This is a genomic window from Cysteiniphilum halobium (assembly GCF_003574425.1).
GTDB lineage: Bacteria > Pseudomonadota > Gammaproteobacteria > Francisellales > Francisellaceae > Caedibacter > Caedibacter halobius.
In genome coordinates this window covers 48,096-62,377 of sequence record NZ_QLIU01000009.1, presented here as the reverse complement: position 1 = coordinate 62,377, position 14,282 = coordinate 48,096, and the positions used below count along the sequence as shown (strand labels likewise).

Here is a 14,282-nt window from a genome sequence, read left to right as displayed (position 1 = left end):
CAAAAGTAAAGGCTATTCAATCATACAGTTTGAAAAATTAGGAATTTAAAAAGTTGAACATAGCGTTGATATAGGTTAAAGATATATGGGTATTTATTAGAATGACTATAATTCTAAGCTCTTTTGAGTGATTCTATTTGGGCAATAGTCCTAGCTATTACCTGCAATACAATCAATCAAAAGCATCGAAAACTTCTTCGGCACCGAAAACTGTAAGATGATTTACGAGCGGTATATCACTGCTCAACAATGGCTCTTTGGTAGTAATAGATATTCAGGATAAGGCCAAGAATCCAAAAGTATCCGATAATATCTTCATCATTACTTATATTCTATATTGGATAATATTAAGGCAAATAAATTTAAACAGAAAAAGAAGATCCACAACCACAGGTGGTCTTAGCATTTGGGTTACGGATAATAAAATGAGCACCCTCAACATCTTCTTTATAGTCAATATCAGCGCCGACAAGATACTGAAAACTCATCGCATCTACCAACAGGTAAACACCATGATTCTCAAAGATCATATCATCTTCTTTTTGCTCCTCATCAAAGGTAAAACCATATTGAAAACCAGAGCAACCACCACCGGTGATGTATACGCGTAACTTTAAATCATTATTATCTTCTTCTGAAATCAACTCTTTGACTTTCAAAGCAGCTGCATCAGTGAAATTAAGCGGTTGTGCTTGTTGAACGCTCATTTTTCTTTCTTTCACTCCCTTATTTTTACTATATAAGCAAGTTGAGTTTCAATTACTTTTCACCGGCGCAGCTTGGCGCTACGCGATCTCTCCCCATAAGGGGCAAGGTGAAAGATGACACAACTTAATTTATTGGACCGGCACAAGCTTAATTTTGCCCATACGATCAATATTTTGCACCATAACGTTCATGCTTTTACCTTCTGCCATCGTGTTTGGATTAACACCGACATTTTCAAGCTCAGCAAATGGCAATAACCCATCTTTACCAGGTAATATATTAATAAATGCGCCAAAATCTAAGACTTTAACAACTTTACCGCTATAGGTCTGACCCACTTCAGCACTTGCAGTTATTGCCAACACTTCTTCAATTGCGGCATTTAATGCATCACGACTCTTAGCAAAAATCTTAACATCACCATTATCTGAGGTATCAATTGAGGCACCTGTCTTCTCAGTAATCCCTTTGACCGTCGCCCCACCTTTACCAATCACATCACGGATTTTACTTGGATCGATCGTAATGACTTCAACTTGCGGCGCATTGTCAGAGGTTTCTGTTTTATATTCAGAAATAACCTCATTCATAATGCCCAGAATATGCAAACGCCCTTCTTTGGCTTGTTCAAGAGCTGCTTGCATGATCTCACGCGTAATACCTTTGATCTTAATATCCATTTGCAAAGCAGTTATACCATAGCGTGTACCAGCTACTTTAAAATCCATATCACCTAAGTGATCCTCGTCTCCTAGGATATCTGATAACACCGCATATTTATCACCATCTTTGATAAGTCCCATTGCGATACCGGCGACAGGAGCCGCTAATGGCACGCCTGCATCCATCATCGACAAGGATGCACCACAAACGGTTGCCATTGAACTTGAACCGTTTGATTCCGTAATTTCAGAAACCACACGAATAACATAAGGATAGGCATCTTCATTTGGAAAAACTGCTTGTGTCGCACGTTTAGCAAGGTTCGCATGACCGATCTCGCGACGCTTAGGTGTGCCAATCATACCGGTTTCACCAACTGAATATGGTGGAAAGTTATAATGTAGCATATAACGGTTTTTCTTGTCTCCGCCTAAGGTTTCAATAAATTGTGCATCACGATCATTACCCAAGGTTGTGACCACTAAAGCTTGCGTCTCACCACGCGTGAACAAAGCCGAACCATGCGCTTTAGGTAGGACACCTGTGCGCACATTAATCGGACGCACAGTACGTGTATCACGACCATCAATACGTGGCAAGCCACTTAAAATGTTTTTACGAACAACTTCTTTTTCGATATCGTGGAAAATTGTTTTAATCTCTTCAACGGAAACTTCTTCTAATTCCGTTTCATCAGCAACAATGGCTTCGACCACTGTTTTGCGTAAACGATTGATTGCCTCAACACGTTTTTGTTTTTCGGTTTCTTGATAAACCGCTTTAATCTCACTGTAAAAACGCGATTTAATCTGCTCTTTTAATGCTTTATTTTCCGCTTTTGGCGTAAAATCCCAGCGCGGTTTGGCAGCATATTTTGCCAAGTGATTAATCGCTTCAATGATCACTTGCATTTCTTTGTGACCATATAAAACAGCGCCAAGCATCACGTCTTCTGGTAAGCTTTTTGCTTCTGATTCAACCATGAGTACCGCATCTTTCGTACCGGCAACGACTAAATCCAATTCTGAAATATCTTGTTTGGCAAATGATGGGTTTAAGACATATTGCCCATCGATAAAGCCGACACGCACACCAGCAACAGGACCCTCAAATGGTACGCCAGATAATACCAACGAAGCCGAAGCACCGATCAGCGCTGGAATATCCGGTGGTACCTCAGGGTCATATGATAATACTGTTGCTACAACTTGAACTTCATTATAAAAGCCTTCAGGAAATAACGGACGCAATGGACGGTCAATCAAACGAGCCGTTAGTGTCTCGTTTTCACTTGGGCGTCCTTCACGACGTGGAAACCCGCCTGGAATCTTACCTGCTGCATATGACTTTTCTTGGTAGTTGACTGTCAATGGGAAGAAATCTATACCTTCTTTAGCCTCTTTTTGCGCTGCAGTTGTTACCAATACAACGGTGTCACCCATAGTGACTAGAACAGAGCCTGCCGCTTGACGCGCCATTGATCCAGTTTCTAATGTCACTTGATGTTGTCCTAACTGAAAGCTTTCTTTAAATATTTTCACTTGTATACCTTATTATCATTGTTTTGCGGTGTGTCGTATCTTTGAGCTTATCTACGTAAACCTAAACGCCCGATCAATGCGCGATAGCGCTCGATATCTTTGCTCTTTAAGTAGTCAAGAAGCTTACGACGTTGACTTACTAAACGCAACAAACCACGTCTTGAGTGGAAATCTTGCTTATGTGATTCAAAATGCCCCTGCAACCCGGTAATGCGTGCTGTCAATAAAGCAACTTGTACTTCTGGTGAGCCAGTATCGCCTTCTGAACGTTGATATTCAGAAACGATCGATTGTTTTTGCTCGGTGCTTAACATAGTTTTTTCTCCTAAGATTTATTGCATGTGTAAACTTCCCATAGCGATATTTCAGACATTTAACCGCATAAAATACCGTGACAGTTTAGCAACGGCCGTATGATACATGCTTTTTAGAGAAACAACAAGCAAAGCCAAAGCTTATTTTTGCGCAATCGAATACTTTTGCTGATAGGTTTTCATGCGCTCAATTAACGCATCTTCGATCTGCCCATGTGCTTTAAGATAATCAATTAAACCGCTCAAATTACCAATTGCGTAAACAGCAAACTGATACATTTTCTCGACCATTTTAACGGCTGATATTTCCGCATTGGGTGCAACTTCTTGACGATCTAAAGCCACACATACACCTTTAATTGTGCCGCCGTGGTTGTTAATAATATCAACTGCTTCCTTAATGGCAGTACCCGCGGTAATTACATCATCGATAATCAATACTTTTTTGCCTTTAATGTCTGCGCCAACAAGCATGCCACCTTCCCCATGGTCTTTTCTTTCCTTACGGTTATAACAAAAACCCACATCTTTACCATAACGGCTATATAGGATGGATGCAACAAGTGCCGCCAAAGAAATACCCTTATAAGCAGGACCAAATAACACATCAAATTGAACATTGACCTCTATTAACTTAGCTGCGTAACATTCTGCGAGTTGATGTAAGGTTTTACCATAATGAAACAATCCTGCGTTAAAAAAATAAGGACTAATACGCCCAGACTTTAATGTAAATTCACCAAATTTAAGCGCTGACGCCTCAATAGCGACGTCAAAGAAGTTATAATCTCTCATCTTCAATAACTTACTTACCTTAGTCATAAAGTATGTTTAATATACTTATCGCTAATCATTTTGCAATGTTTAGTTGCCAAACAATCCATAAATCTTTTGACAGATTGAACGACAAGAAGTATGACTTACCAAAAACAATTAATGTATCAAAATAAATACATAAAATTACACCCTTGAAACTGCATTATTCCATTTCAAATCAGATAATATACCCAGCACAAACCATAAGGATAAAATATGTTCTATTATATGATACACAAACTTGTTCAAAGTCAAATCGAAATCGAGTTAAAAAAGCAGCAAGGAAAACAAAATGATACACAGTAGTTTCTATTGGTTAACGATAAACCAGTTAAATGATGCAAAAAATAAAACCAAATTCAAATAGTTTAATTTAGGTTAAAACCCAGTAAATTCAAGCGCCATACCCAAATCATCTGCCACGATGCGTCCATGATCATATTTCAAAATGCCATTGACAAAGGTTTTCTTAATTGTGGATGAAAAAGTCAAGCCACTAAACGGTGACCAGCCACATTTTGACTTTGCCTCAACATCACTCATATGGTTTTGTGTATTAAGATCAACTAACACGAAATCTGCCCAATATCCCTCACGAATAAACCCTCGCTTTTCCACCTGATAGATTGTTGCTGGTGCATGCGCTGTTTTCTGAACAATTTTTTCCAGTGAAAAAACACCTTGGTGATAATGCTCAAGTAGTGACAATAATGCATGTTGCACTAATGGTAACCCCGATGGCGCCTTAAAATAACTTTGGTGCTTTTCAGCCCAGGTATGCGGCGCATGATCTGTAGCAATCACATCTAATACATTGTCGTTAACTGCTTGCAGCAACGCCAAACGATCTTCTTCTTCTTTCACCGCTGGGTTACATTTTATTAAAGCGCCTCGCGTGTGATAATCCTTGCGTGAAAAAAACAGATGATGCGCACAAACTTCTGCAGTAATACGCTTTTCTGCTAATGGAATATCTTTATTCTCGGCAAATAATTGCAATTCATCTTTTGTCGTAATATGCAGCACATTGAGCTTAGTGTTATACTTTTTCGCTAAACTGACTGCTAAAGTAGATGATTTAATACAGGCCTCTCTGCTTCTAATCAAAGGATGTAAATCAAATGGTATATCTTCGCCATACTGCGCACGATACTTCTCCTCATTTTGTGTGATCATGGGCGTATCTTCACAATGTGTTGCAATAAGAATTGGCGAGTTGGCAAAGAAGCTTTCTAATGTTTTGACATTATCAACTAACATGTTACCAGTTGATGCACCCATAAAGATCTTAACCCCACAGGCATCTCCAGGCCTTAAACGTTGAAGCTCATCCACATTATCGTTAGTTGCCCCCAGATAAAAAGCATAATTGGCATGTGACTTAGTTGACGCCAATGCTTTTTTTGCATTTAGTCGCTCGATTGTCACCGTCGCTGGGTTACAATTGGGCATCTCCATGTAAGAGGTAATACCACCGGCAACTGCGGCCTTTGACTCACTTTCGATATCTGCCTTATGCGTTAACCCTGGCTCACGAAAATGCACCTGGTCATCAATCATACCAGGCAATAAATGTAATCCTTCGGCATCGATGATTTTAGTATCCGGCGTAGCAGTAATATCTCGTGCAACCTCTACAATTCTACCGTCTTTCACTAACACATCAGAGACAAATATCTTATTTTCATTGACAATGGTTGGTGATTTTATTAAATACTTTGACATCGCTTTACCATCCTTTTAGCACATTGTATAACGTTTCCATTCTATAACAGCAAACTTCACTTTTATAGTAATAAATCAAAGAATAAGTTGCGTTTTAATTCCCCCTCACCCGTGCAGCTTAAGCTACACGAGCAATCCTACAAGGGGAGAGCTCCTAGCTGATACAACTTATTTATACATCGTTACATAGTAAACCATGTAGCAAAGATTCAATTGTGTTAAGTCCACCTTTACCCTAAAATACCTGCGCATAAATGGAGGATCAAACATGCTAACAGCATTAGATATTCAAACGATAGACAACTTTCTAACTTACCTAAAACGCTTAGATAATGCGCCTATGTTTATTTATCAAGATCAAGTATTTAGCTATGGCAACATGTATGAACATAGCCTCGCTATTTCTAACTGGTTAAGCAAAAACAAAGCACGCAAAGTGATGTTTGCAATAAATAACTCACCTTTTTCTGTCGGGCTTTTTTTCGCCAGCTGGCAGCAAAGACTTAAATGCATTCCAGTTAATCCGCGCTTTATCGCCAATGAATTATTTGGACTCGTGAAAAGAGCGAAGCCTGATCTGTTAATTATTGAACCACAACAACATTCTGACTTGCTCAATGATTACTGCCAAGCCCAACACATTAAATTAATTATTATTCATGATGCTTTGGATTATTTGCACAACGTAAAGAAAACCTCCGGCAATATCACCACAGGTCTAGCTCAAGCCAAACATGACGGTATTACGTATCATATAAGCTCTGGCACGGGTGGACATTATAATTTTCACGGGCATTATACGTATCAGATTCTAGCCTATGCCTATGCACGTCAATTTGATTATGGTCTTAAGAGAGGTGATATATCACTGATGCATTTATCATTCAATCATGCTTATGCCTTCTCGTATCAGCTGTTACCAAACATAGCCTTAGGCAATTGTATGGTATTAGCACCAAGCTTTGATGCAACAACCTCACTTAAACTAGTTGAAAAATATAAGATTACGGCATTGGCATTACTACCAACGATGTATTACCAGTTAGCACTTGAAGCTAAAAAAAATCCAATCGATCATAAACTTAGACACTTAAGTGTTGCTGGTGACCAACCAAGTGAAGCCTTATCCTATTTAATTAAAGAAACATTTAAAACGCCGCTACTAAATGGTTTGGGCATGACGGAAGTTTATGGCTATGCACAGAACTTAACAGAGTATAGCACTTATAATAAAATCAAAATTTTTGATGATGTCGAGATAAAAACTAAACCCATTGAACATGATCATCTTAATAATACTCAACAAGGCATTGGTGAACTTTATATCAAAACACCAATGCAACCGATCTCTCACCAGGGAAAGTGGCTAGCCACGGGTGACTATGGTTATATTGATGATGAACATCATTTGTATTTTTTGGGTCGTATCAAAGATATTATTGTCAAAGGAGGTTCTAAAATTGCGCCTTTGGAGCTTGAGCATTATCTTTATCAACTATCTGACATTGAACAAGTTGCAGTTATTGGCAAGAAAGATGACATTTGGGGTGAACTCGTCTGTGCCTGTGTTGCCACCAAAGAAAATAAACCACTTGCTCTAAATAACATTAATACCTTTTTAACACCATTTCTCGCAACATACAAACATATTGATCAGCTCTATTTATACCCCCAATTACCACTTAATATCACGGGTAAAATCGACCGCTTTCGCTTAAAAACAGAGATCAACCATGCTTAAGAATCATCTGCCACCATTTGCCTATCTTGAAAACACCTTAGATAGCAATGACAAGAGTTTTTACTTTAGCCAGCCGCATAGTGAAGTACTATGTACTGATTTTCAGATGCTCAAATCCGCATTTGAGAAATTAATAGATTTACAACAACAAGGTTTATATCTTGTTGGCTTTATTAGCTATGAAGCAGCATATTATCTAAACCCTGACTTTTCTTCCTTAAAAACAACGCTTAAGGAACACACCATACCATTATTACACTTTGTCGCCTTTGAGAAATGCGCATCGAACCCATTTAAAAACAAGACCAATACCTGTAAAAGTCCAGCAATTGAGCTTATTTATGACCCATTATCGAAAGCACAGTATGCTAAGGACTTTGCTTGCGTACAACAAGCACTAAGCGATGGTGAAAGTTACCAGATCAATTATACCAAGCGTATTCAACTGCGCTCAAACTTAACCGCTGATGGACTTTATACTCAACTAAAGTCCCAACAACCGGTTAGCTATAGTGCCTTTTTACCTTTCAAACCGATGACTGTTTTATCTTTTTCACCTGAGCTGTTTTTTAAAAAGCAAGGTGAAACCATTACGGTGAAACCAATGAAAGGTACAAGCAAACGTTTTGAAGATCAAAATGATGATATAAAATCATACCAGTTTTTGCAGGAAGATCCCAAAAATAAAGCCGAGAACTTAATTATCGTTGATCTATTGCGTAATGATTTGGCACGCATTTGTCATACTGGATCCATTGAAGTTAGCAATCCCTTTGTTATTGAAACTTATAAAAGCGTTTATCAAATGACCTCAACGATTTCTGGCACAGTGGATAGCAATATTTCTTTTGCACATATTATTGAACATCTATTTCCTTGTGGCTCCATTACCGGTGCCCCAAAAAAACGCACGATGAAAATCATCCAACAGATTGAACCGCCACGCGGTCTATATACAGGTTGTATTGGTTATATTATGCCAAATAATGACATGTGTTTTAATGTTGCTATTCGCACATTAACTCAACAGAATAATCAATTATGGCATTGTGGTGTTGGTGGCGGCTTTACCATCCAATCCACACCAGAGGATGAATGGCAAGAAATGAACGCTAAAATCCAATTTATCAAACGCTTGTATCGCCCCCAATTTCAACTGATCGAGACCATGCTGTATAACAAAAATGGACTTACATCTTATGATTTACATCTTGAACGTCTTGTACAATCAGCACAAATCTTACACTTCATGGTGGATATAATTCAATTGAAAAATGCATTATTAAAATATTGTAATACTCTTAGCACTTCAAACAGTGAACAATATAAATTAAGAGTTGCTATAAACTATCACGGGCATTTTACGATCACGCATCAACAACTTGAAAAACCACAAGCTACTCATAGCATCGAGCTTTTTATTTGTCCTGAGCCAATAGATTCAAATAACCCACTATGGCAACACAAAACAGACGATCAAACTACACGCGGATTTTATACACAGAAACATATGCAATATATTGGTGACAAGGCAAATAGTGAACTTGTTTTCTTCAATGAGCAAAATCATCTAACAGAGGCACGTTTTTATAATATCATTATTGAACTTAACGGTATTTTATATACACCACCTATTAACGATGGCTTACTACCAGGCATTGCTCGCGCTAAACTGTTGCAATCAGGGCAAATCCATGAGCGTTCAATCAGCATAAAAGATCTTAAACGTGCAAAGAATATTTACCTTATTAACGATGTTAGAGGTAGAATACCATGTTTTGTAAGCATACAAACAATCACACAAGAAGTATAAATTAATATGTTGCTGTTTATTGACCATTATGATTCATTTTCACATATTCTAATGGATTATTTTGCCCAATTGGGTGAAAAAGTAACTCTACTTAAATCAGACCAACTAGGTAAAACCATTAACTACAACAAATTTACTGCAGTAGTTATAGGACCAGGACCCGGTCACCCCAATGAATTAAGTCATTTATATCCTGAAATCAAACGTATGATTGATAGTAGCGTGCCCATTTTAGGAGTTTGCCTTGGTCATCAATTATTAGCGCAATATTTTGGCGCCAAAGTTATTCATTCAGCTAACATCATGCATGGACAATGCAGCTCTATCGATTTTATCAACCACCCATTATATCAAGGGTTGCAATCTCCACTCTTGGTCACACGTTATCATTCGCTTATTGTAGATAAGAATAGTTTAGCTGATGATTTACAGCCAATAGCGCTTACCAAAGAAGGCGAACTGATGGCATTTGCGCATAAGCAGTTACCCATTTATGGTATCCAATATCATCCTGAGGCTTATTTAACAGAGCATGGATTAAAGACATTACAAAATTTTCTTTTAGCGAATAAGCACTTGTACTTAAAGCAAAAGGCGCTATCCTAGTTTAATCAATTGATCTAATGGCTTTTAGCTCTATTATCATGACACCAAAACATCACAATTTACGTGCCTTTGCAGATATTAACCTTTCTCATCTTTTGACTAATTTAGCCAACATTCGTGCATTGCATGCAAATAAATCCATCATCATTATGCTAAAAGCAAATGCTTATGGTCATGGTGCCGTTGAAATTGCTAAAGTATTAGATGGTTTATGCGATTATTTTGGCGTTGCTAGTGTCGAGGAAGGTATTGAACTTATTTTAGCAGGAATCAAGAGAACCAAGGTTATTATTTTTTCAGGTTTTTTCTCCAAAGATATGGTGAGAACACTGATTAAATACAAACTGATTCCGGTTATCCACAGCGCCTATCAATATATGTTACTGCACGAATACTTTCAAAGTGAACAAGCTGAGATATGGCTCAAAGTCAACACCGGCATGAACCGCTTGGGATTATCTGAAAATGAGTTTGAATCACTTTATCACAAAGCGCAAGCTTATAATAAACCAATGAACACATTAACACATTTAGCAGAATCTGAAGCTCATGATAAAGCTTTTACTTTAAAACAATTACAGCGCTTTCAAGTGTTAGTCAAAAATAAATCCTTTATCCATATTAGCGCTTTTAACTCCGCAGCCTCTCTCTTAAATAATGATGATTTTGGCACCAATACGATCCGTATTGGCTTAGCACTCTATGGTGCATGTGCGGCAGCACATCAATTATTAAAATGTTCACTCAAGCCCGTAATGGCATTACATAGCCATATCATCGCCATTCAGTTGATTAATAAGGGTGATTCAGTTGGATATAACCGTCAATATATTGCTAAATCAACAACAAGAATTGCTATTGCTGCGATTGGTTATGGCGATGGCTATCCACAGTCTGCACCTAATGGCACAATGGTGTCAATTAACAATAAACTCTACCCAAGTGCTGGCAAGGTTTCTATGGATCTTATGGCAATTGATATTGGCAATCATGCAGATATTACTATTGGAGATACTGTGACTTTGTTTGGTATCAATCATTTATTAGTGGACGATGTCGCCAAACAAATTGGTACATCCAGTTATGCCATGCTAACTGCTGTTAACCCACGCGTTAAACGATTTTATTTAACGTCAGAAGATGCCAAAGCCTCATCAGTCATTAAAGACACAACAGCTTCAACCAAATGATCTATGCCTAAAGCAACTTCTGCAATACTTTGACCAAGCATATATGCAGGCGTGCTCACAACTTTATTTATTTGATCAACACAAACCTCAGTGACACATTGATTGACGTGTTTAGCCCCTTTATGCTCAATAATATCAGCCGTTGCTTGATCATTACCAATGGTTAACTTAGCATTTGGATAAAGCTCAGCAGCAATAACTGGCGAAATACAGATAAAACCAACGGGCTTGTGTACATTTTTAAACTTATTAATAAATTCTGCTACAGCGGGTTCTACACTAAAGCTGCTGTCTTGCTTAAAGGCAAAATCACACAGATTTTTAGCCACACCAAATCCACCTGGAATAATCAATGCCGCATAATCATCCGGATAAGCTAATCTTAGATCTTTTATCTGACCACGTGCAATACGTGCTGCTTCAACAAGAACATTGCGTGTTTGAGACTCTTCATCACCCGTTATGTGATTAATCACATGGCGCTGCATCATATTGGGTGCGATCATCTCATACTTAATACCACGCTTTGATAAAGATAATAATGTTAAAACCGCCTCATTAATTTCGCTGCCATCATAAACACCACATCCAGCCAATAATATTGCCACTTTTTTAGTTCCCGCCATTTTGTGCTCCCTTTTTATTGTTCAACTGAAATACGATATCACAGATAATCGTAGAATCAATGCAACAAATACCACAAAAAATCACTATAATTTCGTCTACACTATAAATTAATATAATATAATTGGCATATTGATATGATAGAACATTTCAACGATCACGCTGCTAATGAGCGAACCTATCTATCGTGGGTTAGAACTGCCATTGCACTCATGGCATTTGGCTTTTTGATTGAAAAATTTGATATCTTTTTGCGCATAATGGCCAAAGGTGTAGGCGTTAGAACAAGTAACATGATGTCACAGTCCGCTGAAATCATTGGCATTTTGATTATGCTTATAGCAGTTGTGATTATTATCATTTCATCCATTCGCTTTGCAATGAATCGAAAGAATATCACCGCTGTTGAAACCATCAGCTACAAAACACGTGTCCCAGATATTTTTCTAGGACTACTGTTATTAGTGATTACTATCTTTATGGTTACCTATGCGTGGTATATGTTGCTTTATTAAGTTCAATTAACATTTGTTGAGATATATGCAAACTGACGCTTTTTAACACCCCAGCAACGACTTAAAACATTGTATTTATTCAAACTCTTTTGATTAAACATTTTCATAAAACTATCCCGTTTCACTGTTTTTTCAACAATGCCGGATTTTAATTTAATATCAAAACGGTTTGCCCATTTGCGAATTGTGCCATGCTTAAACCCAAGCATCTTCTCAGCATCCTGATAGGTCATCCCCTCATCCGCACAACGCTCTAAAACTTCTCGTGCACTGCAGTTATATTTTTGTTGAATAATATGTTCAAAACTTCCTGTATACTGATTTGCCATGACTTATTCCTCTTTTGTCTAGGTTTATAAAATATCAACAATACCACATATTCTAAAAGTGCAAACTTAAGTCAAGCTTAAGATTTCCATTCATTTTTAACTTTCTTCACCAAATCTATCTTGGATAAGTACCCTGATAGCATCAAGTGCTTCTTCTTGATCATCTCCTTTAGCACTTAAACGAATCGATGTGCCACAACTGGCACCAAGCATCATCAATCCCATAATGCTTTTACAATTTGCCTTAACACCGGTTTTAACAACCTCAACTTCGATTTCACTACTAAAACGCAAAGCTAAGTTAACCAATTTAGAAGCCGCTCGCGCATGTAATCCTAACTGATTAATCAACACTAAATCAATCTCTTTCATGTGTGTTTCTTTCACTTATTACCTTCTTCTAATACAATGCATGCTTTTGATGCATCATAAACTCTTTCTGCAAACTCATCTAAAGATAGCGCTTGCTTATGATATGTCAATGCCTTTAAAAGCATCGGCATATTAAGCCCTGTAATAACAGCTAAATTATATACTCGCATAAATGATTGTGTAACATTAGTTGGCGTTGCGCCAAAAAGATCCGTTAATACCAAAAAACCATCACAATTGGGCATATTCTTAAAGGCATTTTCAACGCGCATTAATAATTCTGGTTGATCATATGAGCAGGATGATACTACTTGAATATACTCTTTTTGAATCTCGACCAAACGCGTTGCCACCTCAAGCATTGATTGACCAATCTGTCCATGCGTAATCAATACAACTCCAATCATCCTTTTAACTCCCTATGGCTCACAATCACATGATTAAAATTCGCTCTTAATCGGCCCGCCAGCTGTTCCACAATATACACGGATCGATGCTGTCCACCAGTGCAACCAATCGCCACATCAATATAACTTTTGCCTTGCTGTTGCTGCAACTCACACCACTTCAGAAGAAACTGACTAATGTCATCTATCATTGCTAATACTTGTGTCTGCTTCTGCAAATAAGCAATTACATCAGCATCAAGTCCTGTCTGCAAACGCAAGCGCTTATCCCAATATGGATTAGGTAAGCTTCTGACATCAAAAAGATAATCTGCTTTTTGCGGCATCCCATATTTAAAACCAAATGAGAAAACCTTAATTTGACTGGATAGTTTCCCCTTACCTAAAAGTTTTTGGCACACTATTTCTCTGAGTTCTTGTAAACTTAAATTCGTTGTATCCAAGGTATAATCAGCAACACTTGCATAGCTTTCCAAAACGTTAAACTCTGCATCAATTGCATTTTCTAAAGTAATTGTTTTATCCGAGAAAGGATGACGTCTACGTGTTTCATCATAGCGTTTCATCAGTACATTTCTACTGGCTTCAATATACCAATAAGTAAGGCTCGCCTGATACTTGTTCTGCAAATGTTTCACATGACAGTTTTCATTTTCCAAAAATGAGTGTGGGGCCAATGAGATAACAATATTTTGTTTATACTGCGGATGACTTAAAACATATGCAAGGGTTTCTTCTAATAAAAATAAAGGCAGATTTTCAATACAAAAAAATCCCTGATCTTCCAATATACTCAAAACGGTTGACTTACCAGCTCCGGAAACACCAGCTAAAAGCACAACCGATTTGGATGTACTATCCACGCAATTTTTACCATTTTCACTCATCATAATTTGCTCAGTTTACCAAAGCTTTTGT

At 37.7% G+C, this 14,282-nt stretch carries 15 protein-coding genes; 5 read left to right on the top strand and 10 right to left on the bottom strand.

The window, feature by feature from the left end; all coding sequences use genetic code 11:
• Positions 1–362 precede the first annotated feature (362 nt).
• The 5 genes from erpA to DNK85_RS02525 form a co-directional block, all read right to left on the bottom strand.
• Complete coding sequence (gene erpA, locus DNK85_RS02545; RefSeq protein WP_119328012.1) at positions 363–707, bottom strand: iron-sulfur cluster insertion protein ErpA; 345 nt, start codon at positions 705–707, stop codon at positions 363–365.
• 129 nt (positions 708–836) lie between these two features.
• A complete protein-coding gene (pnp, locus tag DNK85_RS02540) occupies positions 837–2,912 on the bottom strand; it encodes a polyribonucleotide nucleotidyltransferase (RefSeq protein ID WP_119328011.1) in 2,076 nt (691 codons plus the stop codon).
• Positions 2,913–2,959: 47 nt separating this feature from the next.
• Positions 2,960–3,226 carry a 30S ribosomal protein S15 gene (gene rpsO, locus DNK85_RS02535; RefSeq protein WP_119328010.1) on the bottom strand — a complete coding sequence of 89 codons (267 nt, stop codon included), beginning with the start codon at positions 3,224–3,226 and terminating at the stop codon, positions 2,960–2,962.
• 141 nt (positions 3,227–3,367) lie between these two features.
• Complete coding sequence (gene pyrE, locus DNK85_RS02530) at positions 3,368–4,048, bottom strand: orotate phosphoribosyltransferase (protein WP_235842355.1); 681 nt, start codon at positions 4,046–4,048, stop codon at positions 3,368–3,370.
• Between the two features lie 372 nt (positions 4,049–4,420).
• The gene (locus DNK85_RS02525) at positions 4,421–5,767 is read right to left on the bottom strand and encodes a dihydroorotase (protein WP_119328008.1); all 1,347 of its coding nucleotides are present in this window, start codon (positions 5,765–5,767) and stop codon (positions 4,421–4,423) included.
• A gap of 268 nt (positions 5,768–6,035) precedes the next feature.
• Between DNK85_RS02525 and DNK85_RS02520 the strand changes: the two genes are divergently transcribed.
• The 4 genes from DNK85_RS02520 to alr are packed head-to-tail and all read left to right on the top strand — an operon-like array spanning position 6,036 to position 11,117.
• Positions 6,036–7,508: a class I adenylate-forming enzyme family protein gene (locus DNK85_RS02520; RefSeq protein ID WP_119328007.1), complete on the top strand. Its 1,473-nt coding sequence runs from the start codon at positions 6,036–6,038 to the stop codon at positions 7,506–7,508.
• On the top strand, positions 7,501–9,321 hold the full coding sequence (pabB, locus tag DNK85_RS02515; RefSeq protein ID WP_119328006.1) for an aminodeoxychorismate synthase component I: 1,821 nt from the start codon (positions 7,501–7,503) through the stop codon (positions 9,319–9,321). The genes DNK85_RS02520 and pabB overlap by 8 nt, the downstream gene beginning before the upstream one ends.
• 6 nt (positions 9,322–9,327) lie before the next feature.
• Positions 9,328–9,927 (top strand): anthranilate synthase component II, encoded by a 600-nt coding sequence (locus tag DNK85_RS02510; RefSeq protein ID WP_119328005.1) that lies wholly within the window; start codon positions 9,328–9,330, stop codon positions 9,925–9,927.
• A gap of 38 nt (positions 9,928–9,965) precedes the next feature.
• Positions 9,966–11,117, top strand: coding sequence for an alanine racemase (gene alr / locus DNK85_RS02505; RefSeq protein WP_162896482.1), 1,152 nt, complete (start codon positions 9,966–9,968; stop codon positions 11,115–11,117).
• Here alr and elbB read toward each other — a convergent pair.
• Complete coding sequence (gene elbB, locus DNK85_RS02500; protein WP_119328003.1) at positions 11,051–11,743, bottom strand: isoprenoid biosynthesis glyoxalase ElbB; 693 nt, start codon at positions 11,741–11,743, stop codon at positions 11,051–11,053. The two genes, alr and elbB, sit on opposite strands and share 67 nt — an antisense overlap.
• Positions 11,744–11,878: 135 nt before the next feature.
• Here elbB and DNK85_RS02495 point away from each other — a divergent pair, with 135 nt between their 5' ends.
• Positions 11,879–12,256, top strand: coding sequence for a YidH family protein (locus tag DNK85_RS02495; RefSeq protein ID WP_119328002.1), 378 nt, complete (start codon positions 11,879–11,881; stop codon positions 12,254–12,256).
• 2 nt (positions 12,257–12,258) lie between these two features.
• Here DNK85_RS02495 and DNK85_RS02490 read toward each other — a convergent pair whose 3' ends face one another.
• From DNK85_RS02490 to rapZ, 4 genes are all read right to left on the bottom strand, one after another.
• A complete protein-coding gene (locus DNK85_RS02490; RefSeq protein ID WP_119328001.1) occupies positions 12,259–12,585 on the bottom strand; it encodes a hypothetical protein in 327 nt (108 codons plus the stop codon).
• Positions 12,586–12,681: 96 nt separating this feature from the next.
• The gene (locus DNK85_RS02485) at positions 12,682–12,957 is read right to left on the bottom strand and encodes an HPr family phosphocarrier protein (protein WP_119328000.1); all 276 of its coding nucleotides are present in this window, start codon (positions 12,955–12,957) and stop codon (positions 12,682–12,684) included.
• A gap of 11 nt (positions 12,958–12,968) precedes the next feature.
• Positions 12,969–13,364 carry a PTS sugar transporter subunit IIA gene (locus DNK85_RS02480; RefSeq protein ID WP_119327999.1) on the bottom strand — a complete coding sequence of 132 codons (396 nt, stop codon included), beginning with the start codon at positions 13,362–13,364 and terminating at the stop codon, positions 12,969–12,971.
• Positions 13,361–14,254 carry an RNase adapter RapZ gene (rapZ, locus tag DNK85_RS02475; protein ID WP_119327998.1) on the bottom strand — a complete coding sequence of 298 codons (894 nt, stop codon included), beginning with the start codon at positions 14,252–14,254 and terminating at the stop codon, positions 13,361–13,363. The genes DNK85_RS02480 and rapZ overlap by 4 nt, the downstream gene beginning before the upstream one ends.
• Positions 14,255–14,282: the final 28 nt, after the last annotated feature.

Bases quoted from the DNA above. Each gene is read 5' to 3' on its own strand.
- DNK85_RS02525 (WP_119328008.1), bottom strand. From the start codon at position 5,767: ATGTCAAAGTATTTAATAAAATCACCAACCATTGTCAATGAAAATAAG.
- pabB (WP_119328006.1), top strand. From the start codon at position 7,501: ATGCTTAAGAATCATCTGCCACCATTTGCCTATCTTGAAAACACCTTA.
- erpA (WP_119328012.1), bottom strand. From the start codon at position 707: ATGAGCGTTCAACAAGCACAACCGCTTAATTTCACTGATGCAGCTGCT.
- DNK85_RS02490 (WP_119328001.1), bottom strand. From the start codon at position 12,585: ATGGCAAATCAGTATACAGGAAGTTTTGAACATATTATTCAACAAAAA.
- alr (WP_162896482.1), top strand. From the start codon at position 9,966: ATGACACCAAAACATCACAATTTACGTGCCTTTGCAGATATTAACCTT.
- DNK85_RS02485 (WP_119328000.1), bottom strand. From the start codon at position 12,957: ATGAAAGAGATTGATTTAGTGTTGATTAATCAGTTAGGATTACATGCG.
- pyrE (WP_235842355.1), bottom strand. From the start codon at position 4,048: ATGACTAAGGTAAGTAAGTTATTGAAGATGAGAGATTATAACTTCTTT.
- DNK85_RS02510 (WP_119328005.1), top strand. From the start codon at position 9,328: ATGTTGCTGTTTATTGACCATTATGATTCATTTTCACATATTCTAATG.
- DNK85_RS02495 (WP_119328002.1), top strand. From the start codon at position 11,879: ATGATAGAACATTTCAACGATCACGCTGCTAATGAGCGAACCTATCTA.
- rpsO (WP_119328010.1), bottom strand. From the start codon at position 3,226: ATGTTAAGCACCGAGCAAAAACAATCGATCGTTTCTGAATATCAACGT.
- elbB (WP_119328003.1), bottom strand. From the start codon at position 11,743: ATGGCGGGAACTAAAAAAGTGGCAATATTATTGGCTGGATGTGGTGTT.
- DNK85_RS02520 (WP_119328007.1), top strand. From the start codon at position 6,036: ATGCTAACAGCATTAGATATTCAAACGATAGACAACTTTCTAACTTAC.
- DNK85_RS02480 (WP_119327999.1), bottom strand. From the start codon at position 13,364: ATGATTGGAGTTGTATTGATTACGCATGGACAGATTGGTCAATCAATG.
- rapZ (WP_119327998.1), bottom strand. From the start codon at position 14,254: ATGATGAGTGAAAATGGTAAAAATTGCGTGGATAGTACATCCAAATCG.